Raw genomic sequence first — 26,558 nt, forward strand, 5'->3', positions numbered from 1 at the left:
CGGGCCCTCGCCCTTCACAGGGTGTCGAGGAACTGGTCGGGGTTCGGCAGCGGACGAGTGCCGGTGGCCAGACGGCTGCGGTAGCGCTCGGGGACCGAGCCGATGTAGAGCCAGCCCATGAGGAGTTCGGTGTCGTCCAGGCCGTGGAGACGACGCACGGCGGGCGCGTTCGTCAGGGTGCCCGTGCGCCACATGACGCCCCACCCGGCCTGCCAGAGGGCCAGTTCGAGGAGGTGCCCGGCCCCGGCGGCGGTGGCATGCTGCTCCCAGTCGGGGACCTTCGGATGCGGCGTCGGGGAGGCGACGAGGGCGAGGAGGAGCTCGGCCCGCAACGGCTTCGTGTTGACCTCCCCGGGCCGACGGGTCTCCCCTGCCGCTTCGTCGAGGGCTGCGCCGAGGCGGAGCCGGTCGTCTCCGCGGATGATGAGGAAGCGCCAGGGCCGCAGCGCTTTGTGGTCGGCGACGGAGGAGACGACGCGGATGAGTTCGCGCAGATCGGCGTCGCTCGGTGTCTCCGGGCCGACCTTCGAGATCGAGCGCCGGGTGGCCAGGGCATGGAGGACGGGGTCGGTGAGCGGGTCGATCGAGCTCGGCTGCGAATAGTCGGGGCCCCGGTGCTGCCGGTCGCCGGCACCGGTGCTGGTCGCGACCGTCTCAGGGCCCGCCGCAACCGCCTCGGTGCCGGTGCCTGTCCGCACTCCTTCAGCGCCGGCTTCGAGGACATCGACGGAATCGGCGCCGAGGCGGGCGAGAGATTCCTTGGCCGCGAGCTTCATCGCCCACGGACCGGTCTCACCGTCGAGGAAGTACGCGCGCGTGAGCTCCCGTTCGTGGTCGGGCCTGCGTCGCTTCTTCCGGTGCTTGTCCTTCTCACATCCGGACTTCTTCTTCCCCATTCAGCTCACCCAGTTCGCATAGGCCTTCCGTGCCTGCGAGAGCTTGGGGTCGATGATGACGCGGCAGTAGCCGTTGTCGGGGTTGTTCGAGTAGAAGTCCTGGTGGACGGTCTCGGCGGGGTAGAAGATCCCGAGCGGTTCGAGGGTCGTGACGATCGGCTTGTCGAAGTACTCCTGAGCCTGCTCGATCGCCTCGGCGAACCGGGCCTTCTCCTCCTCGTCGCGGTAGAACATCGCCGAGCGGTACTGGGTGCCGACGTCGTAGCCCTGCCGGTTGAGGCTCGTCGGGTCGTGCCCGGTGAAGAAGAGGCCGAGGATGATGCTCTCGGGGACGATGTCGGCGTCGAAGGTGACCTGGAGGGCTTCGGCGTGACCGGTCGTGCCCGAGCACACCTCACGGTAGTGCGGGTCCGTGGTGTGACCGCCGGTGTAGCCGGAGATCACCGAGGTCACGCCCGTGGTGCGCTGGTAGACGGCGTCGAGGCACCAGAAGCAGCCGGCGCCGAGGGTGAGAGTGCGGAGATCGCTCATGACAAGTACAACGGCGTGCGTCCGTCCTTATTCCCGCTCTCCTCACGCACCGTCGGTGCGGAAGGTGAGGTCGGCAGGCGCCGGCCAGTCGGCGAGGGTGAGCGGCGGATCGGCGGGCTCCTCAGCGAGATCGACCTCGTCCTCGTCGATGTGCTCGGTCTCGAGCCAGCCTGCGACGCCTTCGGGGTGGAAGGTGCCCGGTGCGGAGGCGCCGAGGTGGTCGGCCGTCATCGCGGCGACCTCAGCGTCGAGGTCGGCATCGACGCTGTAGAGGTTGATGCTGCCCAGCAGTCCGTCGCGGATGTCGAGACTGAGTTCGTACACTCCAGGCTCACCCGAACGCTCAGCATCGTCATCGGTGCTCGGTGCGAAGAGTCCGCTCACCGGGTACGTCTGGTTCGCCGGGATCGTCCGCGGTGCCTCGGAGTCGAGATGGACGTCGATCGTCGACACCTCCTCCTCGGCCAGCATGGTCGCGAGGTCGGCGTCGGAGAGCTCGATCGGCTCGCTGCCGGGGAACTGCTTGCGGGAGTAGGTCACGCTGACGAAGAAGCGCGCGTGATCGAGTTGGGCGCGGACCACCTCGGCGACGTCCTGCGACTGCGGGTGCGGCTGGTCGAGGAGCGCATCGAGGGAGGCGCGGATGCGGGCGGGCAGGTCGATCTCGACGTCGCCGAAGTCGATGTGGCCGTCGATCGCCTCGCCGGCGATGAACTCCTCGGCTTTGTCGAGGGCGAACGCGGTGCCGGCCATGACCGAGGAGTTGAGCGCGGCGTTGAGGCCGCGCCCGACACCGTCGGGTAGCCGCGCATCGACGGTGTCCTTGAGGTTCTGGATCGGGGTCCAGAGGAACCAGCCGGCGGCTCCGGCCCCGAGGGAGGCGACGAGGTTGAGGAAGGCCTGCGACTTCCAGGTCGCATCCTCGACCCACCACGCGTCGGGATCCTCGCCGACGAAGGCGAACGCCTCATCCTCGGCATAACGTGCGGGTTCTCCGGCCTCGCCGCCGCCGAAGTCGAAGAGGTCCGTGTCGGTATTCGCGAACGCCTTCGTCCCGCCCAGCCAGGTCAGAGCCGCGGTGGCCACGGCGTAGGCGGCGCGGGCCGCGGTCCGGTGTTCGGGTGCGAAGTCGCGGCGGCGGACGATGCTCAGGGCACCGGAACCGATGGTCGAGACGGTGCGGACGAGGAGACGGTGACGTCGGGGAATGTCGGGAAGGCGCATGCCCTCATCGAATCATGCGCACCTGAAGCGCGCGTGTGAGTCGCCCGCCGCTCTTGCGTGCCCGAACCGCTCCGGCCGGCCCGAACCGGGCAGGCGTGCCCGCCGCGGTCAGAGCAGCGGCCCGCTGGGCAGGGTGAACCCGAGTTCGGCCGCCGCCCGCTGGGTCGAAGGCTCGTTCCACAGTCTCGCGACGGAGGCATGCGTCGACAGTGAGCGCATCTCCGCCTTGTCGAGGAAGAGGATGCCGCCGAGGTGGTCGGTCTCGTGGGCGACGATGCGCGCCGACCAGCCGGTGACCTCCTCGGCGATGGGCGTGCCGTCGAGGGCGGCCCCGCGCAGTTCGATCGTCCGGGGGCGGGCGACGACGGCCTGGTAGCCGGGGATCGACAGGCACCCTTCGAAGAAGGCGACGTGCTCGCCGGTCGCCGGGGTGTACTCGGCATTGAGCACGGTGCGCAGCGGCAGGGGCTCACGTTCGCGGACGGTCGCGATCTCGGATCTCACGGCCGCGGGGTCCTCGGCGACGAAGATCGAGAGACCGACACCCACCTGGGGGCCGGCGAGACCCACTCCGGGTGCTGCGCGCATCGTCCGGGCCATCACCTCGGCGAGGCGGGTCAGGGTTGCGTCGTCGACCTGACCGGAGAATGGCAGCACCGGGGTGCGGAGGATCGGATCTCCGGCCGAGACGATCGGGGCGACGCCGTCATGGGCATCGGCCCTGGTGAGGACGTCGTCGATCTGGGCGGCGACGACTGCGTCGGTGAGGTGCACGTCGAACTCCTCGTGGTGGGGTCTCCTGGTGGGGTCGGTCAGCGGGCGCGGGCGACGATGAGTTCGGCGTGCTTGAGCAGCGGTGCGTCGATCATCTTCCCCTCAAAGGCGAACGCGCCCTTCTCGGTGGCGGCGAGGTCGAGGACGGCGCGCGCCCACGCCAGCTGGTCGTCGCTGGGGCGGAAGGCCTCGCGGACGACGGGCACGTGGTTGGGGTGGATGGAGACCTTGCCGCTGAACCCGGATTCGACGGCGTCCTCGGCTTCCTCGCGCAGGCCGTCGAGGTCGGGGATGTCGGCCCAGATCGAGTCGAGGGCATGCTTGCCGTGGGCGCGGGCGGCGAGCAGCGTCGAGCTGCGGACGTGGGAGACGACATCCCTCCACGACCCGTCGGCGCGGCGGGAGGAACCCCCGCCGAGGTCGGCGATGAGATCCTCCGATCCCCACATGAGCCCGTACACGTTGGTCGCTGCGGCGATCTCGGCGGCGCCGAGCGCCCCCCGCGCGGTCTCGATGAGCGCGATGACGTCGAAGCCGGAGAGGATCGTGAGGTCGGAGGCGGATTCGGACTTCGACAGCATGACCGTCGTGTAGTCGGTCCGCGCGAGCATCCGCAGATCCTCGCCGAGGTGGTCGGAGTCGCGGGCGTTGACCCGGACGACGGTGCGGGTGGGGTCGAGCGGGTAGTCGATGATCGCTTCGCGGGCATCGGCTTTGTCGGCGTCGTTGACGGCGTCCTCGAGGTCGAGGATGACGATGTCGGAGCGTTCGGCTGCCTTCTGGAACCGATCGGGACGGTCACCGGGGACGAAGAGCCACGCGGGGGCGAAGTCGAGGGCCATGGGTCGCCTCACTCTCCCGTCTCGGACGGCGCGGTCTCGGACGGCACGGTCGGGGCGGTTTCGGGGGTCGCCTCGGCGGGGGTCGGCTTCGCATGGCTGGAGTCGAACATCATCGTCTGCCGCACGGCCTTGGCCACGAGCTGACCGTTCTGGTTGTATCCGCGGTGCTCGAGGGTGACGATGCCCTGCCCGGGACGCGACTTCGAGGCGCGCTTGTCGAGGATCGTCGTCTCCGCGTAGAGGGTGTCGCCGTGGAAGAGCGGGGCCGGGAAGCTGACCTCGGAGAAGCCGAGGTTGCCGACGATCGTGCCCTGCGTGAGCTGGGAGACGGAGAGGCCGATGAGGGTGGCGAGGGTGAACATCGAGTTGACGAGGCGCTGGCCGAAGGGCTCGGTCTCGGCGAAGGCGGCGTCGAGGTGGAGGGCCTGGGTGTTCATCGTCACCGCCGTGAACCACGTGTTGTCCGCCTCGGTGATGGTCCGGCCCGGCGCATGCTTGTACACGGTGCCGACTTCCATCTCATCGAGCCACAGTCCGCGCTGCTCGACGACCTTGCTCTCTGCCATTCCTCGCTCCTTCGCTGTGATGGTGTTCACCTTACCGTTCGCCCATGACACGGCCGACGCCCGGTGGGAGATCCGGGCCGACGACTCAGAGTCGTCAGGCTCGGCATAGTCAGGCTCGGGACCGCCGCGGGAGGACGAACGCGCCGAGAACGGCGCAGCCGGCGGCGACGGAGAACGCCGGGACCGGTCCGGCCTGCGTGATGAGGGCACCGACGAGCGGGGCACCGAGAGCCTGACCGAGAGCGAGGACGAGGAATCCGAGTCCGACCCCGGCGGCGGGTGCGTCGGCCCAGATCTGTGCGCCCCAGAGGAGCAGGAGGCCGGTGAGCACGATGTAGACGGCGCCGAAGACGGCGGCCGCCGTCCATGCCACGACGACGCTGCCGGGCATGAGAGCGAGGACGAGGGTGGCGGCCGCGAGGCCGATCATGGACACGGCCCATGCCCGAGCCAGCCCCGCCCGGCTCACAGCGTCTCCGGTGACCGCGCCGAGGAGGCCGCAGGCTCCCAGGAGGATCCAGGCGATCGCCGAGGCGGTCGGACCGATTCCGCCCGTCCCGCCGAGGAGGTCGCGACCGAACGTCCACACCGCTGAGCTGCCGAGCCCCATGAGTGTGGCGGCCGCGATGAGTCGGGCACTGCCAGGTCGCAGCACCGGCTGTGGGAGGACGGTCCGCTGCCGGGTCGGCTCATGGTCAGCGGACGGCTCTCCTGATCCTTCGCGCGGCACCGCACGCGAGGCCCAGACAGTGACTGCCGAAGCGATGATCGCGAACGCGAGCCAGGCCAGTCGCCATTGATCGACGGTGAGCAGCGCAACCGGTCCGGCAAGGGCGACGCCGGCGCCGGTGCCTGCGTTGATGATCGTCTGCGTGCGGCCGCGAACGGGGGCTCTCACGGCACGGGCGACAGCATGGGCGAGCGGCGGGGAGGCGACCCCGGTGCTCGAGCCGGCGATGAGGACACCTGCCGCGAGGACGATCGCATTCGGCGCCAGGGCGACGATCACAATGCCGAGCGTGGCGATGACACCGGCACTGGCGGCGACGCGGCGAGCGCCGAGGCGGGGCGTGAGGATCGTGGAGACGACGATCGCCGCACAGTAGGCGACGTACGAGCCGGAGGCGATGGCTCCGGCGAGCTGGGCATCGAGACCGAACTCGGCGCGGAAGGAGGGCAGGAACATGCCGTACGCGAATCGGGCCAGTCCGTAGCAGACGGCGATGAGGCTGAGGCCCGCCGCGGTCAGCGACAGGGTGCGTCGGCGGCTGAGGAATGTCGTGCTGTTCGCGGTCATCGCTCATCCCCTCCCTGACGGCACAGCCGGTGGCGGACTGCCCCGCCCGCCCGGCCTCGGACGGGCCGTCACTCAACTTCACAGATCTGTGAATCAGTGTGCAACGAGGTACACTGATCTGTAAAGTGTGTTGCCGAGGCCACAGGACGGCCATCGGCATAGAGCGAGAGGAGCGGGCGATGACGACAGCGAGTCTTCTCACTCCCCCGCCGCTCACGGACGGCGCCAGGCGCATCCTCGACACGGCGGCCCGACTCTTCTACTCCCACGGCATCCATGCCGTCGGCGTCGACACGATCGCCGAGGAGTCGGGTCTGACGAAGCGGACCCTCTACGACCGCTTCGGGTCGAAGGATGCCCTGGCCGCGGCCTACCTCCAGGTCAGGCACGGCGAATGGTGGGAGCGCCTCGAGGCGAGGCTGGCCGACCTTCCCACCGGTGCGAGCGCTCAGGAGAGGGTGCTTGCGGTCTTCGACTCCTACACTCTCGACTCCGCGTCGACCGAGCGCGGCTGCGCCTTCGTCAACGCCGCCGCGGAACTTCCGGCCGAGCATCCGGGACGCGCCGTCGTCCGCGCTCACAAGCAGGCCGTCGTCGACCTCCTCGGCGAGCTCCTGTCCGAGGACGCTGCACCCACCACCGACCATGCGGCCCTGGCCGAGCACGTCTTCCTCCTCCTCGAGGGCGCCGTCGTCCACCGTGGCATCGACGACGACGATCACCGCCTGGTCGCAGCCCGCGCCATGGTCGAGGACCTCCTCGGCGAGGACCGGGCGTCCGACTGAGTCCGGCACCGTCTCTCGTGTGTCCCCTCGTGTGTCATCCCGTGACACCCCCTTCCCCGTAACCGTCCAGACGGTATAGAGTCGCGCCAGCGCCTCGTTCCCCGACCCTCGCGGTCGCCGGACCGACAGCGCGGCCACCGAACCCGGTCAAAGGAGACCATGCCGATGATGGACAGCGACTTCCGCTCCGAACTCGACCGCCGCCTCGACCTCTACGAGGATCCCGCCAGCGAGGAGGGGGTGCTCGACCCGCTGCCGTGGCGCGACCTCGGCATCACCCTCGCCGTGCTCGCCGTCCTCTCGCTCGCCCTCCTGGCCTGGTGCTTCCTGTGAGCCGCCGCTTCCAGCGCACCGCCCTGACCGATGCCGGTTCGACGAGCGACCTGCCGCTGCTGAAGAAGGATCGGATCTGGAGCTTCTGGGACTTCTCGGCCGCGAACATCGGCCTCGCGATCGCGACGTGGGCGTTCCTCCAGGGCGGCGCCGTCGCCTACTACGTCGGGGCGAAGGAGGCCGTGGCGAGCATCGTCATCGGATACGGGATCTCGATCGTCCTCGTCGCCCTGGCCCCGTGCATTCCCGCCGTCCGCTACGGCATCGAACAGTTCGTCTCCCTCCGCGCCGCGTTCGGCACCGCGGGCGGGTGATCATGCTCGTCCTCTCAGCTCTGCTCGCCGCGGCCTGGGCGGCTGTGCTCGCGATCATGTGCGGGCACGCCTTCGCCAATGTGTGGAATGCGCTCTTCGGCACGAATTTCGCCACCGACAGCCTCACCGTCAAGCTCATGGGGCTCACTGCCGTCGTCGTCTCGTGGATCATCCTCATGCGCGGCCCGACATCGATCGAGACGGTCAACAAGATCGTCGCCCCCGGCCTCGTCGTCGTCACCCTCGTCATGCTCGTGCTCATCTTCACCCAGGTCGGCTGGACCGAACTGCTGACCCTGCCGCCCCTGGCCGCGGACGTCGACAAGCAGATGGCGTTCATGCTCGCGATCGAGCTCAACATCGCCGGCGGCCTCGCCTGGTGGCCCAATGTCGGCAACCTCGCCCGACTGACGAGGAGCTCCCGTGCCGCCTACTGGCCGAACATGATCGGCCTCTTCCTCGCCTCCGTCATCGCCGCGGTCGTCGGAGCGTTCTCCGCCCTCGCACTCGGCTCCGACGATCCGACGCAGTGGATGATCCCCCTCGGCGGCTTCGTCCTCGGCGGCCTCGCCCTGGTCTTCGTCGGCTTCGCCAACATCACCTCGATCGTCGCGCAGGGCTATGCGGCCCTCGTCGCCGTGCGCGGCGGCACCGGCAACCTCGGACGCCGACTGCCGTGGCCGGTCCTCGGTGCGCTGATCCTCATCCCCTCCGTCGTCCTCGTCTTCTTCCCCGACGTCACGTACAACAACTACGGCCGATTCGTCTCCTGGGGTGCGATCGTCCTCGGCCCGCTGTGCGCGATCCAGCTCGTCGACTTCTTCGTCCTCCGACGCCAGCGCTTCGACGTCCGCGCGATGTACGACAACCGACCCGGTTCCCCGTACCACTTCACCGGCGGGTTCAACCTCGTCGCCTTCGTCTCGATGGCCGCCGGGGCCCTCGTCTACGCCCTCCTGCTCAACCCTGTCGACTATGTCCCCGCCGAGGCGTTCCGCTGGCTCACCGCGTCCCTGCCGTCGATGGCCGTGGCCGGTCTCCTCTACTTCGTGCTGACGAAAGCGGTGACGATTCCCCGTGGTCAGGGAGGATTCACCTCGGTGCGCGACTGATGGGGCCATTCCCGACTAGGCTGGGAGGCAGGCGCTACCGCCCCGGACGAGCTCGAGGAGAGACATGGATCGCGAATCGATCGACTGCTGGCTGACCGACATGGACGGCGTCCTGGTCAGGGAGAACAACGCCCTGCCGGGTGCAGCGGAACTGCTGGCCCAGTGGCGGCGGGACGGCATCCCGTTCCTCGTGCTCACGAACAATTCGATCTACACCGCCCGCGACCTCTCCGCGCGGCTGCGTTCGAACGGCCTCGACGTGCCCGAGGCGAACATCTGGACCTCGGCGATGGCCACCGCGGACTTCCTCTCCCACCAGGTCGAACACGGCACGGCCTACGTCGTCGGCGAGGCGGGACTGACGACGGCCATCCACGAGGCCGGGTTCATCATGACCGAACGCGACCCCGACTTCGTCGTCGTCGGCGAGACCCACAACTACTCGTTCGAGGCGATCACGAAGGCGATCCGCCTCATCGACGCGGGCTCCCGCTTCATCGTCACCAACCCCGACGCCACCGGCCCGAGTCCCGAAGGGGTGCTGCCGGCCACCGGCGCGATCGCGGCACTGATCACGAAGGCGACGAACCGCGAACCCTACGTCGTCGGCAAACCCAATCCGATGATGTTCCGGTCGGCGCTGAACAAGATCGGTGCGCATTCGATCAGCACCGCGATGATCGGCGACCGCATGGACACCGACATCATCGCAGGCATGGAGGCGGGTATGCACACCGTGCTCGTCCTCTCGGGGATCTCCACCGCCGAGGATGTCCGCCGCTACCCGTTCCGTCCCGACGAGATCCTCGACGGGGTCTACGAACTCCTCGATGTCCCGCTCGAGACGCAGAACAGCCTCGGCGCCGACGTCACCGGCTCCGCGTGAGCCGCTGAGCGGGAGGACTGAGCCGGCACCCGCCACGCCGGCCCTCGACCGCCCCGAAGCAGCGATAGACTCGCACCACTTCAGGCTCGCGTGGTGACGAACGAAGGAGGCCTCCGATGCCGCAGGCCCGGACGAACCCGGACGGATCGACCGGCGCGCACCCGTCGAAGAGGGAGAGCGTCACGGTCCGCCGGGAATGGCGGCGAATGCTCCGCCACATCCGACCGACGACGATGTGGGGTCTGCCGTTCCGGCTCCTCATCATCGCCGTCGTCGTCGGCCTGCTCACACCGTTCGTCGACCGCGGCCTGGCGAACGTCTTCGCCCCGTACCCGGATCTCGACTCCGGCAGCGTCGCCTCCCTCCTCGGGATCATCTCCGGGGCCATGGTCACCCTCGCCGGTCTGGCCTTCACCGCACTGACCACGGCGATGAGCCTGGGCATCACGTCGATGTCGGTGCGCCTGGCACCCCTGCTGCAGAGCGACCGCGTCGTCCAATGGGCGCTCGGATCGTTCGTCGCGACCTTCGCGTACTCGCTGCTCATCGCGCTGAGCATCGCCCTCGGCGAGGACAGTTACAAACCGTGGACGGGCACCCTGGCAGCCGTGGCCGTCACCCTGGCGTGCGCGGTGATGTTCTTCGCCTTCGTCGTCCGGGTCTGCCAGCTCCTCAACTCCGGAGTCCTGCTGCGGCAGCTCACCCGTGACGGGTGGAGGGCCACCCGCTACTCGCCGAGGCGGTTCCACACCGATGCCGTCGCCGTCTCCCAGCGTTCGGTGCCCGACGGCCACCGGGTCCGCAGGCAGCGCCCCGATGCCAGCGGGGACGCCCTCCTCGCGGTCAACACGGCCCGCCTGCTCGACTTCGAGGACGCATGGGGCGTGACGATCGAACTCGTCCCGAAGGTCGGCGACCCCGTGCCCGTGGGCACTCTGCTGTTCCGGACGAGCATCGCCCTGGACCCCAAGCAGGTGGAGAAGCTGGAGAAGGCGGTGGCCTTCGGGGACATGCAGTCGGCGGCGACCGGGCCCTTCGGGGCGATCCGCACGATCTCCGACATCGCCCTCAAGGCGCTCTCCCCCGCCGTCAACGACCCCAGTCGCGCCGTGCAGGCCCTCGACCAGCTCGAGGTCATCCTCATCCGCCTCTCCCCGCTCGTCGCCGAGCAGGAGCGTGAGCTCGCCGGTCACCCCGAGGACTCCGTGCTCCGCGATTGGACGCGCAGCTGGGAGGAATACGTGGCCGCGGCCGTCGACGAGATCCGACAGTTCGGGACCACCTCGGTGCAGATCCAACGGCGGCTGCGAGCGTTCCTCACCGCTCTCTCCGAGGTCTGCCCGCCCTCCCAGCAGACGGCGCTGAGCGAGCGCATGGCCGTCCTCGACCGCGGCACCGACCGCTGGTGGACCGACCCGTTCGACCGGCGCCTCGCCGTCGTCGCCGACCCCGAGGGCATCGGCGGCGCCGAACTCAACTGAGAGGACCGGCCTCCAGCCTGCGCCGCTCCCGGGCGGCAGCGGCCTCTACGCGAGCGCCGACATCAGACGCATCGCCGACTCCATGTACTTGCGCGTCCACGGCCGCTTCTCCCATTCCTCGATGGTGAGTTCGTGGCTCTTCTCCCGGTAGTCGTCGATGACGGCCGAGATGTCGTCGACGAGGTCCCCGCCGGTGGTGAGCAGGCTGATCTCGTAGTTGAGTCCGAACGAGCGCATGTCCATGTTCGACGAGCCCATGACCCCGTACTCGCCGTCGACGACGAAGCACTTCGTGTGGAGCACCGCGGGCTTCGGATAGAGGTAGATGCGCACCCCCGCTTCGAGCAGCGCCTGATAGTACGAGGCCTGAGCGCGGCCGACGACGTACTGGTCAGCCTCTTCGCTGACGAAGAGTTCGACGTCGACGCCCCGGTAGGAGGCGGTGTTGATGGCGGAGAGCAGCGATTCGTCGGGGATGAAGTAGGGGCTGACGATCGAGAGCTTCTTCTGCGCGAGGTAGAACAGGGAGTTGAAGACCTTGAGGTTCGGTTCGGTGGTGAACCCGGGGCCCGAGGGCACGAGCTGCATCCCGCACACGTCTCCCCTGATCTCGGGGATCGTCTTCTCCCACACGTAGTCGCGGATGCCCAGCTCCTCCCCGCATTCGGAGTACCAGTCGGTGGCGAAGACCGCTTCGATCGAGGCGACGATCTCCCCGCTGACCTCGACCATGATGTCGTGCCAGTGCCGCCCGACCTTGATGTTCTCCTTCATGTCGTACGTCGAGTCGATCATGTTCTGCGACCCCATCATCGCCCGGTTGCCGTCGACGACGAGGAGTTTGCGGTGGTTGCGCAGATCGATTCGGCGGGCCTTGCCCTGCCAGGGGATGAACGGGAGCATGAGGTGCCATTGGATTCCCGCGGCCGTCAGCCGCTTGCCCAGCGTGTGGAATCCCGGGTACTTCCTGGACCCGATGTGGTCGTAGAGGACCCTCACCGTCACCCCACGGGCGGCCGCCCGCTTGAGCGCTTCGAAGAACACATCGGTCGTGTCGTCCCAGGCCATGATGTAGATCTGCACGTGGACGTACTTCTGCGCCCCGTCGACGAGTTCGGCCATCCGCTCGATCGTCCTGTCGTAGTCCATCGTGATGCCGTGGTTGGTGCCGGTGACCATGGGCAGGGCGGTGAGGTTGCGCCCGAGTTCGGCGATGAGATCGAAGTCGTGCGGAGCCTCGAGCGTGGGCGGGACATCAGGCAGGTCGTCGGCGCCCTTGTGCATGAGCTCGTTCGCCATCGCCTGGATCCGGGCCCGCCGACGGTTGATGTACGGGGAGCCGATGAGGAGGAAGAGCGGGATGCCGACGATGGGCAGGAAGAGGATGAGCAGCAGCCATGCCGATGACGACGATGGGCGCCGGTTCTCCGGCACCACGCCGATCGCGATGATCTTGACGATGTATTCGATGACGATCCAGGTCACCGACAGCACCGTCGTCCAGTTGATGGGGTCCATCCACGGCCTCCGCTCCCTAGGTTGAGGTCAACATTAACCGCAGAAACGCCCGCCGAGGCGGTCCCGACCTCTCGTACGGAGGGTCGGGACCGCCTCGGCGGGCGGATGGGGTGGGACGGACGGCTTCGTCAGACGCTCACGTCACCTCTGGGTCACTGATTCGCTCACGGACCTCAGAGCCCGAGTTCGCGGGCGATGAGCATGAGCTGGACCTCGGTGGTGCCTTCGCCGATCTCGAGGATCTTCGAGTCGCGGTAGTGGCGGGCGACGAGGTATTCGTTCATGAAGCCGTAGCCGCCGTGGATCTGTGTGGCGTCGCGGGCGTTGTCCATCGCGGCATCGCCGGCGACCATCTTCGCGATCGCCGCTTCCTTCTTGAACGGCAGGCCCGCGAGCATGCGGGAGGCGGCGAGGTAGTACGCGGAGCGGGCGGCGACGACGCGGGCCTCCATGCGGGCGATCTTGAACGCGATGCCCTGGAAGTCGGCGATCGGGTGGCCGAACGCCTTCCGGTCCTTGGCGTACTTGACCGATTCGTCGACGCAGCCCTGGGCGGCGCCGACAGACAGTGCGGCCACCGCGATGCGTCCTTCGTCGAGGATGCGCAGGAAGTTCGCGTACCCGCGGCCGCGCTCGCCGAGCAGGTTCTCCTCGGGAACCTGCACGTTGTCGAAGGTGAGCGGGTGGGTGTCCGAGGAGTTCCAGCCGACCTTGTCATACGCCGGTTCGGCGGTGAAGCCGGGGGTGCCGGCGGGGATGATGATCGTCGAGATCTCCGGCACCTCACGGCCGGACTTCGAGGTCTTCGTCCCGGTCACGGCGGTGGCGGTGACGAGGCGGGTGATGTCGGTGCCGGAGTTCGTGATGAACGACTTCGAGCCGTTGATCGTCCATGTGCCGTCGGACAGCGTCGCCTTCGTCCGGGTGCCGCCGGCGTCGGAGCCGGCTTCGGGTTCGGTGAGTCCGAAGGCGGCGAGCCCGGAGGCGTCGGTGAGCTTCGGCAGCCACTGGCGCTTCTGCTCTTCGGTGCCGAACCGGTAGATCGGCATCGCGCCGAGGGAGACGCCGGCTTCGAGCGTGATGGCCAGGGACTGGTTGACCCGGGCGATCTCCTCGATGGCCAGGCACAGGGCGAAGTAGTCTCCGCCCATGCCGCCGTACTCCTCGTCGAAGGGCAGCCCGAAGAGGCCCATCTGGCCCATCTTGGCCACGAGGTCGTAGGGGAATTCGTGCTTCGCGTCGAGTTCGGCGCTGACGGGCGCGACCTCTTCGTCGGCGAACTTCGCGACTCCGGCGCGCAGGTCCTCGTACTCTTCGGGCAGCATGCCCGGAACGAAAGTGCTCATGGTCGTCTCCTTGGTCTCTGATGCGGGGGTCATCGGTCGGTGTTCTCGGGGGCGGCCTCGGTGTCGTCGACAGCACCGTCGGCGGTGGTGTCGTCGACGACGGTGGCGAGCACCTCGTCGAGCGCCACCTGGGCTCCGGGGACGGCGCTGATCGTGACTGTGCCGGCGGCCGGTGCGGTGAGCACGTGCTCCATCTTCATCGCCTCGACGACGACGATGGGGTCACCGGCCTCGACGTGGTCGCCGGTCTCGACGCGGATCTCGACGACGGATCCGGGCATGGGGGCGAGCACCTCGGCGCCGCCGTCTCCCGGGGTGAGCGAGGTGTCGGCCTGGGGTCGGGTGAAGACGTGGATGCCGCGCTCCCCGGTCACCCAGATCGTCCGGTCCCGGGCGTCGGAGAAGATCCGGCCGGTGTGCTGGGTGCCGTCGGTGGTGACGTGCCAGATCCCGTGGTCGTCGATGTCGACGTCGTCGACCGTGCCGGTCACCTCCACCGTCTCCCCGTCGACGGTGAGGGAGACCGTGGGCCGGAAGTCGGGACGGGAGGTGCGGAAGGCGCGGGGTTTTGCCCATGCCGAGGCGGTGCCGGAGCCGGCGAGCGCCTCCGCGGTCAGCGCCCCCGTCGTCTCGGTGCCCGCCCTGCCCTGGGTGCAGAGGACCGCGGCGGCAGCGAACTGCCGGTCGACCTCGGTTGCCGTGTGCGCGAGCTCATCCTCGCCGAGGCGGTCGATGAGCGAGGTGTCGAGGTCACCGGCGGCCACCTCGGGCAGGGTGATGAGGGTGCGGAGGAAGTCGATGTTCGTCACGATCCCCGGCACCGCGGAGGCGGCGAGTGCGGCCTCGAGCCGGTCGAGGGCGGTGGCCCGGTCGGGGCCCGTGGCGATGAGCTTGGCGATCATCGGGTCGTAGTCGGAGGCGACCTGCTGTCCGGCCTCGAGGCCGGCGTCGACGCGGATGCCCTCCCCGGTCGGGAAGACGACGTCGATCGCGCGACCACCGGTGGGCAGGAACCCGCGGGCGGGATCCTCGGCGTAGATGCGGGCCTCGATCGAGTGGCCGCTCAGGGTGATGTCGTCCTGGCTCAGCGGCAGCTCTTCGCCGGCGCCGACGCGCAGCTGGAGTTCGACGAGGTCGACCCCGGTGACCTCCTCGGTGACGGGGTGTTCGACCTGGAGGCGGGTGTTCATCTCCATGAAGAAGAACTCGTCGGGGCGGTCGGCGCCGACGATGAATTCGACGGTGCCGGCGCCCCGGTAGCCCACCGAGCGCGCGGTCTCGATCGCCGCCTGCCCGATCCGTTCCCGGGTCGCCTCGTCGAGGAGGGCCGAGGGGGCTTCCTCGATGACCTTCTGGTGGCGGCGCTGGAGGGAGCACTCGCGTTCGCCTAAGTGGATGACGTTGCCGTGCTCATCGGCCATGACCTGGACTTCGATGTGGCGCGGGGTGGCGACGAGGCGTTCGAGGAAGAGCGTGTCGTCGCCGAAGGAGTTCGCGGCCTCGCGGCGGGCGGTTGTGAGCGCTGCCGGGAGGTCGGCGGGCTCGAACACGGCGTGCATGCCTTTGCCGCCGCCGCCTGCCGAGGGTTTGATGAGGACGGGGTAGCCGATGTCCTCGGCGGCGGCGATGAGGTCCGCATCGCTCATCGCGGCGTCCTTCGTGCCGGGCACGAGCGGGACTCCGCGGGCGGAGACGGCCTGCTTCGCGGTGATCTTGTCGCCCATCGTCCGGATCGCCTCGGGGCGGGGGCCGAGGAAGACGATGCCGGCGGCTTCGCACGCGGCGGAGAAGTCGGCGTTCTCGGAGAGGAACCCGTAGCCGGGGTGGATGGCCTGCGCGCCGGTCGCCTTCGCGGCGGCGATGACCTTGTCGATGTCGAGGTAGGACTCGCTCGCCTGGGCTGGGCCGAGGCGCACGGCCGTGTCGGCGGCTTTCACGTGCGCTGCGTGGGCGTCGGCGTCGGAGTAGACGGCGACGGTGCGGATGCCCAGGCGCTTCGCGGTGCGGATGACGCGCAGGGCGATCTCGCCGCGGTTGGCGATGAGGATGGTGTCGAACAGTGCTGTCATAGTGGTCTCCGGCTCACATTCGGAAGACGCCGTAGCCGTCGGCATTGAGCGGCCGGGCCAGGGGCGAGAAGCGGCCGAGGTCAAGGGCGAGGGCGAGGATCTCTCGGGTGTCGGCGGGTTCGATGATCCCGTCGTCCCAGAGCCGGGCGGTCGAGTAGTACGGGTTGCCCTGGGCTTCGTACTGGTCGCGGATGGGCTGCTTGAACTCGTCCTCGGCCTCGGCCGACCACGTCTCGCCGTGGGCTTCGAGCTGGTCGCGTTTGACGGTCGAGAGCACGCTCGCGGCCTGTTCGCCGCCCATGACGGAGATGCGGGCGTTGGGCCACATCCACAGGAAGCGCGGTGAGTACGCGCGGCCGCACATCGAGTAGTTGCCGGCGCCGAAGGACCCGCCGATGACGACGGTGAACTTCGGCACGCGCGCGGTGGCCACGGCGTTGACCATCTTCGCCCCGTGCTTGGCGATGCCGCCGGCTTCGTAGTCGCGGCCGACCATGAAGCCGGAGATGTTCTGGAGGAAGACGAGCGGGATCGTGCGCTGGTCGCAGAGTTCGATGAAGTGTGCACCCTTCTGCGCAGATTCGCCGAAGAGGATGCCGTTGTTCGCGATGATTCCGACCGGATGGCCGTCGATGTGCGCGAACCCGGTGACGAGGCTCGTGCCGTATTCGGCCTTGAATTCGTGGAACTTCGATCCGTCGACGAGGCGGGCGATGACCTCGTGGACGTCGTAGGGGACCTTCGAGTCGACGGGCACGACCGCGGTGAGCTCGTCCGGGGAGTGCAGCGGCTCCTCCGACTCGATGACGTCCCAGTTAGGGGCCGGCTGCGGGCCGAGGGTGGTGACGATGTCGCGCATGATCTCCAGCGCGTGGGAGTCGTTGGCGGCGAGGTGGTCGGTGACGCCCGAGGTGCGGGAGTGCAGGGCACCGCCGCCGAGGTCCTCGGCGCTGACGACCTCACCGGTCGCGGCCTTGACCAGGGGTGGGCCGCCGAGGAAGATCGTGCCCTGTTCGGAGACGATGATCGTCTCATCGGCCATCGCCGGCACGTAGGCGCCGCCGGCGGTCGAGGAGCCGAGGACGGCGGCGAGCTGCGGGATGCCTGCGGCAGACAGGGTGGCCTGGTTGTAGAAGATCCGCCCGAAGTGCTCGCGGTCGGGGAAGACCTCGTCCTGGTTGGGCAGGTTCGCCCCGCCCGAGTCGACGAGGTAGATGCACGGGAGTCGGTTGTCCTTCGCGATCTCCTGCGCCCGCAGGTGCTTCTTCACCGTCATCGGATAGTAGGTGCCGCCCTTGACGGTCGCGTCGTTGGCGACGATGACGCATTCGCGGCCGGAGACCCGGCCGATGCCGGTGATGATCCCGGCGCCCGGGCTGGCGTCGCCGTACATGCCGTTCGCGGCCAGCGGGGAGAGTTCGATGAACGGGGAGCCCGGGTCGAGGAGGGCTTCGACGCGGTCGCGGGGCAGCAGCTTGCCGCGGTCGAGGTGCTTCTGCCTGGCCTTCTCCGAACCGCCCTGGGCGGTGGCGCCGATGCGCTCCCGGAGTTCGGCGATGAGTGCGGCGTGCGCCTCGGCGTTGGCCTGGCCCTTCGCCGGATCGACCGCAGTTCCCACTGCTCTCATTCCATGTCCCCTTGCTGCAGATTCAGTTAATCGTCGTTAACTGACTGCTATGATACTGCCCACAGGGCGGATGTGACAACGCCCACGCAGACTGCACCGAGGCAGACGGCAGGGAGGAGCGAGGATGGCAGTGACGACGTCGACGCGCGCCGAGGCGAAGGCCGCCCGGCGCGAGCAGCTGCTCGAGGTCGCGAAGACGCTCTTCGCTCGGCACGGCTTCCACGGTGTCCGACTCGACGACCTTGCGAAGGGGGCAGGCATCTCCGCGCCTGCGGTCTACCGGCATTTCTCCTCGAAGGAGGCGGTGCTCGAGGAGCTGCTCGTCGGGATCTCGGAGTACCTGCAGTCAGGGGGCGCGGAGATCGTCGGCGACGCGGAGGTCGGCGGCGACGCGGAGGTCGGCGGAGGCGCGTCCGTGACGCAGTCGAACGACTCCCCCGCCGAGGTGAGCCCGACCCACCTGTCTCCCGCCGACGCGGACTCAACGCTGAGCGCGCTCATCGACTTCCACATCGCGTTCGCGATGGCCGAGCCCGACCTCATCCGCATTCAGGACCGTGACTTCGCGGCCCTGCCTGAGGCCTCGCGGCGGGCTGTGCGCAGACTGCAGCGGGCGTACGTCAGCCGGTGGGCGCAGGTCGCCGTGCTCGTGCACCCGCAGTGGAGTCTCGAGGCCGCGACGGTGCGGGTGCATGCGGCGTTCGGGATGATGAATTCGACGCCGTATCAGGCGAGGGGATCCGCCGCCGAGGTGGTCCGCCGGGAGCTGCGGGCCGCCGCCGCGGCGGCGCTGGGGCTCCCGGCGGAGGTCGACGACCTCAGGGGACGATGACGAGCTTGCCCCGGGTGTGACCCTCAGCGCTCGAGCGGAAGGCGTCGGCCACCTCGGCGAGGGGGAAGATCTGGTCGACGTCGACGGTGAGCTTACCCGCGTCGACGAGCTCGGTCAGCCGCGCCGTCGTCGCCCCATCGGGGCGGACCCAGATGTAGCGGCCGCCGTGCTCGGTCACGGTGGGGTCGGCGATCGAGGCGTGGGGGCCGGTCTCGGCGAGGACGGCGAGCGTAGTTTCGAGCTGGCCCCCGACGAAGTCGGCGACGGCGTCGACGGGACCGCCGGCGAGTTCGCGGACGCGCTCGACCAGGCCGTCGCCGTACGTGATCGGTTCGGCGCCGAGGCCGCGCAGGTAGTGATGGTTGCGTTCGGAGGCGGTGCCGATGACGCGCGCACCGGCGGCCTTGGCGATCTGCACGGCCATGCTGCCGACCCCGCCGGCGGCGCCGTGGATGAGCAGGGTCTTCCCGTCGAGGTCGCCGAGGGCGTCGAGGGTGCGCAGAGCGGTATTGCCGGCCAAGGGCAGACCGCCGGCCTGCTCCCAGGTCAGTCCCGCGGGCTTCTTCGTCACGGCGTGGACGGGGACGGCGACCTTCTCGGCGAAGGTGCCGCCGCCGAGCACGTCCTTGCGGGCGTAGGCGACGACCTCGTCGCCGATCGCGAATTCAGGGGTGTCGAAGCCGAGGCCGATGACGGTGCCGGCGACGTCCCAGCCCGGGATGACGGGGAACTGGGTGGGCAGGAACTTATCGAGCCCGCCGCCGACGAGCTTCCAGTCGACGGGATTGACGCCGGCGGCCTTGACCTCGATGAGGACGGACGCCGGGGGCACCTTCGGGTCCTCGATCTCGCGGACCGTGATGTCGTCGAAGTCGTTCGTGAACCGATCGTAGACGGCTGCGCGCATGGTGTCTCCTCAGGCAGGGTGTGGAGTGAGATGTCGGGCCGCACCGTGTTGTGCGTCCACGCGACGCACAACGTCCCCGGCCCACCCGCTATTCCGATCGCGCGGCCCGCGATTGAGATCACCGATCGGCTCCTTCACACCGAGGTCGTGTCAGTGACCTGGCGTAGCCTCGTGCCATGGCCTCCCACGTCGCTCCCCCGCCCGAGTACGTCAGCGACCGCCTCATCCTCCGTCGCTTCGACGACGATGATGTCGAGTTCGTCCTCGGACTCCACGCGCATCCCGGCATCGCCCGCTTCATTCCCTCAGCCGTGATGTCGGGAACCGAGGATGCCCAGGTCTGGATCGCCGCGGCGCAGAAGATGAGCGGCCACGCTCGTGGACGGTGGTGCGTGACCCTCCACGACGGCACACCCATCGGTGCGGTCATCGCCAAACCGATTCCCTACAGCGCCGGCGAGTCGGGCGAGGAGGTCGAGATCGGCTGGCGCTTCCATCTCGACTTCGGCGGTCGCGGCTATGCCACCGAGGCAGGGGAACTCATCCTCGCCGCCTGTCTGGCGAGCGGCCTCGACCGGGTCATCGCCGTCGTCGACGCGGAGAACGTCGCCTCGCAGGCGGTGTGCCGACGCATCGGCATGACCGCGCTCGGGGAGACGACGAAGTACTACGACCAGCCGCTGCTCGCGTTCGAGGCGGGTGCCGCTGATGCCCGTTCACGCCAGGTCTCCTGGGCGGGTGTCGACGACCCGACCCGTCGTGACTCGGCTGATGTCCGCCTCGATGACGGACTGCGCGCCTTCGGTCGTCAGATCACCGACGACTACGCGGCTGCGTGGACGGTCGATGCACGCGACGGGTGGATCACGAGGACGGTCGCGGTCGCCGTCCAGGGCCGCGGCTGGGCGCGCACGCTCATCCTCAACCGCGACTCCGACACCGGTCGGTGGACCAGTGCGACGCACGAGCGCGGAGCGCCGCCGACCTCGTTGCCCCGACCCGGAATCGTTGACGCCGACGCTCTCGACGAGGCACTCGACTGCGATCTCGGGATGTGTCCGCTGACGAACACGATGCCGATCAGGCGCCTCGGCGTGCAGACGGACACTGCCGCCGAGCACTCGCTGACCATGGCGTGGATCGACATGCCCTCGCTCGAGGTCATCGCCGGCCCGCAGATCTATACGGGCATCGACGCCGACTACGTCCGGTACACAAGCGGGACCAGGGACTTCACCGCCGAGCTCACCGTCGACGAGGACGGCCTCGTCATCGACTACCCGCAACTGGCCGAACGCACTGCGGTCGACCGGCCGGTCTGACCCTGGATCGAGCATGCCGGAGGCCCGAAAGATTCGCGTCGTCCGGGCATCCGGTCTATGGGCGCTGTCTAAAGCTAACCGAATCGCTGACGTCAGCTCACCCGCACGTCGCCCCCGACGTCGCGCCAGGTCAGCGACTCCTGGGGAGCTTGCAGAGCCGTGCCTCGACGACTGCGGCTTGCGCGACGGAAGCTCAGCTAAAGTCCACTGCGTTTGACTTGCATGCAATCCTTCAGCTTGCTGAAGCGTGTTTTGCGACCTTCCTCAGCCACACCGCAAGGGCCTCGAACGAGGGAATCAATTTCTCAATTGAATTCTCACGTTTGAAATGCATCACCGAGTTCCTGGCCAGGCGAGCATCGTTCAGACTCCTAATACACGACTCCTTCGAAGCTCCCATCAATTGAGGACTAGTAAAGAATTTCTCCCAAATTTCACGGTCACCAATGCACTTCATATAATCAGCAAACATCATGGAGTCCACTAAACGCTGAACGACGTCAGGCTCCCCGCTTGAAGACAAGTCGCTATCAGCAAGAAACTTCTTCCCTTCCTGATCCAGAGGGATTGACTTCAAATTTTTTGCATTCGATCGCGCCCGCTTCAACTCTGGATCTGGAACCCGTGAAAGAATCTGTCTAAGCAATTCCTCTATTTCGTTTGCGCGGAGGAACATGGCTGCGATCGTATTCAGATGGGTTGCAACGTCGTAGATGGTGTAAATCTGCACGATCTCGCCGGATTGATTCTTCCCATAGATGAATCCATGGCTCAGTATGGACGGGATCCAGTCAAAGAGCTTCTCGTCTGTTCCCACAACCGGAACCCGAACCGTAGCTTTTTCCACCAGTTTCGAAGTAGCATCGGTTTGCTCGAAGGTAAGCGACGAGAGAGTGACAGTCCCTATGAGCGTCGACCTATCGTTCTCGGAAAAGAAGAGCGGGAGTTTGGTCCGATTCTTCTCCTTCATCAACGTGACAGCATCCTCGACGGTGGCCCCATGCTGCAGGAAATCGAGTTCTTCCGCATCGTCTTTGAGCGATGAGAGCACCCATCCGTCGTCTCCTGGAAGCGAAGCTTCTGCGCGCTGGGTTCGCTGCTCCTTATCACCTTCGTCCGCAGCATCGCTCTCGTCGGACAACTTGCGAACCAGCACTTCTCCGTAATAATCGGCGTCCGCGATTGAAGGAAACATTTCGAGCGAGTGGGTGACCAGCCACTCGTTGATGTGCCTATTGACCGCAGCTCCTCGCCGCTCCCTACCAAAGCACTCGAGTACATAGGTCGTCAAGAACTTGCGACTTCTATCGTCTGAATCGAGAAACTCATCCAGTTCATCTCCTGGCTCGTCACTCAGATACTCGTCACCCGGAATTTCGTCCCCACCGGTTCCGGCTTGCTCGTGCTCTTGCTGACGGTCGGAGCTCATACTGTTCTCTTTTCACGACTAGAAGAGTAGCTTCTGTAGCCTTGATGTTAACAGCAAGAGTCATAGAAATCTCGGGTCAAATGGGCCGCTACTGGTCGTCAGGCACGCGGCCCCGCTTTGAACGTCAATTGGTACGAGTGAGGACAAGGATCACAGTCCCACAGAGGGGCCCGGACGTCGAACCGTCTGAGCACTCGCAGGTCGGCGGGCGACCGTCCGGCCTGACCCCGGGCCAGTGCACGGCGGAGGCCCGGACGAATCGCTTCGTCCGAGCCTCCGTTCGAGCAGCGCGAGCGTCAGCTCACTCGTACGTCTCGCCGGTCTTCGCCCGTTCGACGAGCGAGGCAGGCGGGGTGAAGCGCTCCCCGTAGGTCGCGGCGAGCTCGTTCGCGCGCTCGACGAACCCGGCCAGGCCGCCCTCGTACTGGTTGACGTACTGGAGGACGCCACCGGTCCACGCGGGGAACCCGATGCCGTAGATCGACCCGATGTTGGCGTCCGGCACCGAGGTGAGTACCCCCTCGTCGAGGCATTTGATCGTCTCGATCGCCTCGGCGAAGAGCATCCGCTCCTGGAGGTCGGCGAACGGCTCCGACGTCGACCCGGAGTCGAAGTGCTCGCGCACTCCCGGCCACAGGTGCGTGCGCTTTCCCGCCTCGTCGTACTCGTAGAAGCCGGCACCGTCCTTGCGCCCGGTCCGCCCCTGCTCGACCATCCAGTCGATGACCGCCTCGGAGGGGTGTTCGTCCCACGTGCCGCCGGCGGCCTCTACGGCCGCCCGCGTCTCCTGGCGAATCTTCTGAGACAGGGTCAGTGTGAGTTCGTCGAGGAGCTGCAGGGCACCTGTCGGATACCCGGCCTGGAGGGCCGCCTGCTCGACGCTGGAGGGTTCGACTCCTTCACCGACGGCGGCGACCGCCTCGGCGATGAAGGTCCCGATGACTCGGGAGGTGAAGAATCCGCGTGAGTCGGTGACGACGATCGGGGTCTTCCTGATCTGCTGGACGAAGTCGAAGGTCCGGGCCAGCGTCTCGTCCGAGGTCTTCTCTCCCCGGATGATCTCGACGAGCGGCATCTTGTCCGCGGGTGAGAAGAAGTGGACGCCGATGAAGTCGGCTTGGCGGTCGACGCCGGTGGCCAGTTCCGTGATCGGCAGGGTCGAGGTGTTCGAGCCGAGCACCGCATCGGCGTCGACGACGCCCTGGATCTCGCCGAAGACCTGCTGCTTTACGGGCACGGACTCGAAGACGGCTTCGACGACGAAGTCGACGCCGGCGAAGTCCTCGACCGAGGCGCTCGGGTGGATGCGGGCGAGCACGGCCTCGGACTTCTCCTGAGTGGTCTTACCCTTGGCCAGGGCGGATTCCTCGCGCTTGCGAGCGTAGTCCTTGCCCTTCTCCGCGGCGGCGAGTTCGACGTCCTTGAGGACGACCTCGATGCCGGCTCGGGCCGCCGTGTAGGCGATCGCGGCCCCCATCATCCCGGCGCCGAGGACGCCGAGCTTCGTCACCGGCCGCGGTGCGTACCCGTCGGGCCGTGAGCCGCCGGAGTTGATGTGTCCGAGGTCGAAGAAGAACGCCTTGATCATGTTCTTCGCCACCGCCGTGTGGGTGAGGCTGACGAAGTAGCGGGTCTCGACGGTCAGGGCGGTGTCGATGTCGACGAGCGCGCCTTCGACGGCGGCAGCCATGGCCGCGCGCGGTGCCGGCATCGGCGCGCCCTTCGTCTGGCGACGCAGGGTGGACGGCAGAGCGGGCAGCATCGCAGCGATCTTCGGTGAGCTCGGGGCTCCGCCGGGGATCTTGAAGCCCTTGACGTCCCACGGCTGGACCGCCTCGGGGTTGGCCTTGATCCACGCCTTCGCCCGGTCCTCGAGTTCGGCGGCGGGGGCGAGCTCATCGATGAGGCCGATGGACTGGGCGTCGGCTGCGGTGAACTTCGTGCCCGGGAGGATGACCTTCTGCAGGGCGGCCTGGAGGCCGATTATCCGCACGACCCTGGAGACTCCGCCGCCGCCGGGCAGCAGGCCGAGGGTGACCTCGGGCAGACCGAAGCGCGCGGATTTCACGTCGTCAGCGGCGATCCGGTGGTGGGTGGCGAGCGCGATCTCGAGGCCGCCGCCGAGGGCCGCACCGTTCATCGCGGCGACGACGGGCTTGCCGAGCTTCTCCAAGCGACGCAGCAGAGCCTTGACGGCTTCGACCTGCGCGGTCTCGGCCTCGGAGTTGTTCGGGTCCGCCCGCCGCAGCTTGTCGAGGTCGCCGCCGGCGAAGAACGTCTTCTTCGCCGAGGTGATGATCACGCCGGTGATGTCGTCGACGTTGGCCTCGAGCCAGTCGACGGTCTCGGTCAGAGCCGCCTCGAAGTGCTCGTTCATCGTGTTGACCGAGGAGTCCGGATCGTCGAGGACGATCGTGACGATGCCGTCGGCATCGGTGGTGCGGGAGTAGAGCGCGTCAGTCATGTTCAGACCCTTTCGATGATCGTCGCGATGCCCATGCCTGCGCCGATGCACAGGGTGACCAGGCCGCGCTGGAGGTCGCGGCGTTCGAGTTCGTCGAGGACGGTGCCGAGGATCATCGCACCGGTCGCTCCGAGGGGGTGGCCCATGGCGATCGCTCCCCCGTTGACGTTGACCTTCTCGTGCGGAATGTCGAGATCCTTCATCCATTTGAGGACGACGGCGGCGAAGGCCTCGTTGAGTTCGAAGAGGTCGATGTCGTCGACGGTGAGTCCGGCCTTGTCGAGGACCTTCTGCGTGGCCGGAGTGGGCCCGGTGAGCATGATCGTCGGTTCGGAGCCGACGACGGCGGTGGCGACGATGCGGGCGCGCGGGGTCATGCCCATCCGCTCGCCGACCTCCTTGTCGCCGATGACGACGAGAGCGGCGCCGTCGACGATGCCCGAGGAGTTCGCCGCCGTGTGCACGTGGTCGATCTCCTCGACCCAGTGGTACTTCTGCAGGGCGACATCGTCGAAGCCGGTCTGGGCGGCGAGCTTGGCGAACGCGGGCGGCAGCTGGGCCAGCGATTCGACGGTCGAGCCGGGACGCATGTGCTCGTCGCGGTCGAGGATCGTCACGCCGTTGAGGTCCTTGACCGGGATGACGGAGTCGTCGAAGCGGCCGTCCTCCCACGCCTCGGCGGCCCTTCGCTGGGATTCGGCGGCATAGGCGTCGACATCGGCCCGGGTGAAGCCTTCGGTGGTGGCGATGAGGTCGGCGCCGATGCCCTGCGGGACGAAGTACGTGTCGAAGTTCGTCGTCGGGTCCTGCGCCCAGGCGCCGCCGTCGGAGCCGAGCGGGATGCGCGACATCGATTCGACCCCGCCGGCGAGGACGAGCGATTCGAAGCCGCTGCCGACCTTCTGCGCGGCGAGGTTGACGGCTTCGAGGCCCGAGGCGCAGAACCGGTTGACCTGGACTCCGGCGACGGATTCGTCGAGACCGGCGACCAGGGCTGCGGTGCGGGCGATGTCCGACCCCTGCTCACCGACCGGGGAGACGACGCCCAGGACGATGTCGTCGATCGCGGCATCGTCGAGGTCGGGGTTGCGTTCGCGCAGGGCGTCGATGAGGCCGACGACCAGGTCGATGGGTTTGGTGCCGTGCAGGGCACCGCCGCGGTTCTTGCCGCGCGGAGTGCGCACTGCGTCGTAGATGAACGCTTCGCTCATGTGTTCCTCACAGTCCTCAGGGACGCGTGCGATCACTCGCTGGTCCCCGCAATGATGGTCACTCGTGCCTGACGGCGACAGCCGACCGGCGTGACGACGTCGACCAAAGCTGATCGATCGTTCACTAATGCTGTCGCTCCCATTGAACACCGCTTCGCTGTGATGGTCAACACACCGCACTCGGCCACGAAATCCCGTCCCGCCCGACCGCCTCGGCGAGGCCCCGACACTCACCGAGGATGCTGTGACGAAGGTCTCGATCGATCCCCTCACCGGGGACTTTCGCGACAACAGCCGCAGTGATTAAGATGAGTCGACCTCACTTCCCGAGCCGTCACCTCACCCCTCGATCCTCCAGGAGAATCATGTCCGTGATCACCCCTGCCCGCCTGCGTCCGGGCCTCGCACTCGTCCTCGCCGCCGGCCTGCTCGCCGGTCCCGTCGTCGTCGATGCGGCCCCCGCCGAGGCGGCATCGAAGTCGTGCAAGGTGTCGATGTCGAACTCGAAGCCGAAGCAGTACTCGAACACGACGGTCAAGGTCTCGAAGGTCGGATCGAAGGCGAAGGTGACGACGACCGCGCACTACAAGACGACGAAGACGAAGAAGTCCGCAACCGCCTCGAAGAAGGGCACCGCGAATCTCAATTACCGGATCTCGGGTGCAACCCCGGGCAAGAAGGTCAAGGTCACGGTGACGGCGAAGAAGGGCAAGACGACGTGGTCATGCTCGACCTCGTTCACGCCCAAGCGCAAGTGACCGCCTGAGCGCTGCAGCACTGAACGCTCAGCTC

General features: G+C 67.7%; 22 protein-coding genes and 1 pseudogene. 8 read left to right on the plus strand and 15 right to left on the minus strand.

The window, feature by feature from the left end:
• Nucleotides 1–14 precede the first annotated feature (14 nt).
• The 7 genes from AAHA49_RS12865 to AAHA49_RS12895 all read right to left on the minus strand — a co-directional run bounded on the left by AAHA49_RS12865 (nt 15) and on the right by AAHA49_RS12895 (nt 6,130).
• Nucleotides 15–896: a nitroreductase family protein gene (locus AAHA49_RS12865; RefSeq protein ID WP_339393319.1), complete on the minus strand. Its 882-nt coding sequence runs from the start codon at nt 894–896 to the stop codon at nt 15–17.
• Complete coding sequence (msrA, locus tag AAHA49_RS12870) at nt 897–1,427, minus strand: peptide-methionine (S)-S-oxide reductase MsrA (RefSeq protein WP_339393318.1); 531 nt, start codon at nt 1,425–1,427, stop codon at nt 897–899.
• Between the two features lie 42 nt (nt 1,428–1,469).
• Nucleotides 1,470–2,651, minus strand: a complete 1,182-nt coding sequence (locus AAHA49_RS12875) for a hypothetical protein (protein ID WP_339393317.1) — start codon at nt 2,649–2,651, stop codon at nt 1,470–1,472.
• A 108-nt stretch (nt 2,652–2,759) separates the two neighbouring features.
• On the minus strand, nt 2,760–3,425 hold the full coding sequence (locus AAHA49_RS12880) for a peptide deformylase (RefSeq protein ID WP_339393316.1): 666 nt from the start codon (nt 3,423–3,425) through the stop codon (nt 2,760–2,762).
• A gap of 38 nt (nt 3,426–3,463) precedes the next feature.
• Nucleotides 3,464–4,267, minus strand: coding sequence for an HpcH/HpaI aldolase/citrate lyase family protein (locus tag AAHA49_RS12885; protein WP_339393315.1), 804 nt, complete (start codon nt 4,265–4,267; stop codon nt 3,464–3,466).
• Nucleotides 4,268–4,275: 8 nt separating this feature from the next.
• Nucleotides 4,276–4,833 (minus strand): MaoC family dehydratase, encoded by a 558-nt coding sequence (locus tag AAHA49_RS12890; RefSeq protein ID WP_339393314.1) that lies wholly within the window; start codon nt 4,831–4,833, stop codon nt 4,276–4,278.
• A 109-nt stretch (nt 4,834–4,942) separates the two neighbouring features.
• Entirely contained in the window at nt 4,943–6,130 is a 1,188-nt protein-coding gene (locus AAHA49_RS12895) for an MFS transporter (RefSeq protein ID WP_339393313.1), read from the minus strand.
• Nucleotides 6,131–6,309: 179 nt separating this feature from the next.
• On the opposite strand from AAHA49_RS12895, the gene AAHA49_RS12900 reads away from it, so the two are divergent.
• From AAHA49_RS12900 to AAHA49_RS12920, 5 genes and pseudogenes are all read left to right on the plus strand, one after another.
• Nucleotides 6,310–6,915: a TetR/AcrR family transcriptional regulator gene (locus AAHA49_RS12900; RefSeq protein ID WP_339393312.1), complete on the plus strand. Its 606-nt coding sequence runs from the start codon at nt 6,310–6,312 to the stop codon at nt 6,913–6,915.
• A gap of 159 nt (nt 6,916–7,074) precedes the next feature.
• Nucleotides 7,075–7,248 carry a hypothetical protein gene (locus AAHA49_RS12905; RefSeq protein WP_339393311.1) on the plus strand — a complete coding sequence of 58 codons (174 nt, stop codon included), beginning with the start codon at nt 7,075–7,077 and terminating at the stop codon, nt 7,246–7,248.
• Nucleotides 7,245–8,674 (plus strand): annotated as a pseudogene (locus AAHA49_RS12910) (purine-cytosine permease family protein). Before AAHA49_RS12905 ends, AAHA49_RS12910 begins: the two are co-directional and overlap by 4 nt.
• 64 nt (nt 8,675–8,738) lie before the next feature.
• The gene (locus AAHA49_RS12915) at nt 8,739–9,560 is read left to right on the plus strand and encodes an HAD-IIA family hydrolase (protein ID WP_339393308.1); all 822 of its coding nucleotides are present in this window, start codon (nt 8,739–8,741) and stop codon (nt 9,558–9,560) included.
• Nucleotides 9,561–9,676: 116 nt separating this feature from the next.
• Nucleotides 9,677–11,041: a DUF2254 family protein gene (locus AAHA49_RS12920; RefSeq protein ID WP_339393307.1), complete on the plus strand. Its 1,365-nt coding sequence runs from the start codon at nt 9,677–9,679 to the stop codon at nt 11,039–11,041.
• A gap of 45 nt (nt 11,042–11,086) precedes the next feature.
• Here AAHA49_RS12920 and cls read toward each other — a convergent pair whose 3' ends face one another.
• The 4 genes from cls to AAHA49_RS12940 all read right to left on the minus strand — a co-directional run bounded on the left by cls (nt 11,087) and on the right by AAHA49_RS12940 (nt 17,601).
• Nucleotides 11,087–12,559 (minus strand): cardiolipin synthase, encoded by a 1,473-nt coding sequence (cls, locus tag AAHA49_RS12925; RefSeq protein WP_339393306.1) that lies wholly within the window; start codon nt 12,557–12,559, stop codon nt 11,087–11,089.
• A gap of 173 nt (nt 12,560–12,732) precedes the next feature.
• Nucleotides 12,733–13,905: an acyl-CoA dehydrogenase family protein gene (locus AAHA49_RS12930; protein WP_342038598.1), complete on the minus strand. Its 1,173-nt coding sequence runs from the start codon at nt 13,903–13,905 to the stop codon at nt 12,733–12,735.
• 29 nt (nt 13,906–13,934) lie between these two features.
• Complete coding sequence (locus tag AAHA49_RS12935; RefSeq protein ID WP_342038599.1) at nt 13,935–15,974, minus strand: acetyl-CoA carboxylase biotin carboxylase subunit; 2,040 nt, start codon at nt 15,972–15,974, stop codon at nt 13,935–13,937.
• A gap of 13 nt (nt 15,975–15,987) precedes the next feature.
• Nucleotides 15,988–17,601, minus strand: a complete 1,614-nt coding sequence (locus AAHA49_RS12940; RefSeq protein WP_342038600.1) for a carboxyl transferase domain-containing protein — start codon at nt 17,599–17,601, stop codon at nt 15,988–15,990.
• Between the two features lie 124 nt (nt 17,602–17,725).
• On the opposite strand from AAHA49_RS12940, the gene AAHA49_RS12945 reads away from it, so the two are divergent.
• Nucleotides 17,726–18,433 carry a TetR/AcrR family transcriptional regulator gene (locus AAHA49_RS12945; protein WP_339393302.1) on the plus strand — a complete coding sequence of 236 codons (708 nt, stop codon included), beginning with the start codon at nt 17,726–17,728 and terminating at the stop codon, nt 18,431–18,433.
• Here AAHA49_RS12945 and AAHA49_RS12950 read toward each other — a convergent pair.
• Nucleotides 18,420–19,340: an NADP-dependent oxidoreductase gene (locus AAHA49_RS12950; RefSeq protein WP_339393301.1), complete on the minus strand. Its 921-nt coding sequence runs from the start codon at nt 19,338–19,340 to the stop codon at nt 18,420–18,422. The genes AAHA49_RS12945 and AAHA49_RS12950 overlap by 14 nt on opposite strands.
• Before the next feature lie 176 nt (nt 19,341–19,516).
• On the opposite strand from AAHA49_RS12950, the gene AAHA49_RS12955 reads away from it, so the two are divergent.
• Entirely contained in the window at nt 19,517–20,662 is a 1,146-nt protein-coding gene (locus AAHA49_RS12955; protein ID WP_342038601.1) for a putative glycolipid-binding domain-containing protein, read from the plus strand.
• A gap of 232 nt (nt 20,663–20,894) precedes the next feature.
• On the opposite strand, the gene AAHA49_RS12960 is transcribed toward AAHA49_RS12955, so the two are convergent.
• The 3 genes from AAHA49_RS12960 to AAHA49_RS12970 all read right to left on the minus strand — a co-directional run bounded on the left by AAHA49_RS12960 (nt 20,895) and on the right by AAHA49_RS12970 (nt 25,766).
• Nucleotides 20,895–22,091: a CBS domain-containing protein gene (locus AAHA49_RS12960; protein WP_342038602.1), complete on the minus strand. Its 1,197-nt coding sequence runs from the start codon at nt 22,089–22,091 to the stop codon at nt 20,895–20,897.
• Between the two features lie 301 nt (nt 22,092–22,392).
• Nucleotides 22,393–24,555 carry a 3-hydroxyacyl-CoA dehydrogenase NAD-binding domain-containing protein gene (locus AAHA49_RS12965; protein WP_342038603.1) on the minus strand — a complete coding sequence of 721 codons (2,163 nt, stop codon included), beginning with the start codon at nt 24,553–24,555 and terminating at the stop codon, nt 22,393–22,395.
• 2 nt (nt 24,556–24,557) lie between these two features.
• Nucleotides 24,558–25,766, minus strand: coding sequence for an acetyl-CoA C-acetyltransferase (locus tag AAHA49_RS12970; protein WP_339393297.1), 1,209 nt, complete (start codon nt 25,764–25,766; stop codon nt 24,558–24,560).
• A gap of 365 nt (nt 25,767–26,131) precedes the next feature.
• Here AAHA49_RS12970 and AAHA49_RS12975 point away from each other — a divergent pair, with 365 nt between their 5' ends.
• The gene (locus AAHA49_RS12975; protein ID WP_339393296.1) at nt 26,132–26,524 is read left to right on the plus strand and encodes a hypothetical protein; all 393 of its coding nucleotides are present in this window, start codon (nt 26,132–26,134) and stop codon (nt 26,522–26,524) included.
• Nucleotides 26,525–26,558 lie beyond the last annotated feature (34 nt).

It is taken from the genome of Brevibacterium ammoniilyticum, from assembly GCF_038429965.1.
GTDB classification, from domain to species: Bacteria; Actinomycetota; Actinomycetes; order Actinomycetales; family Brevibacteriaceae; genus Brevibacterium; species Brevibacterium ammoniilyticum.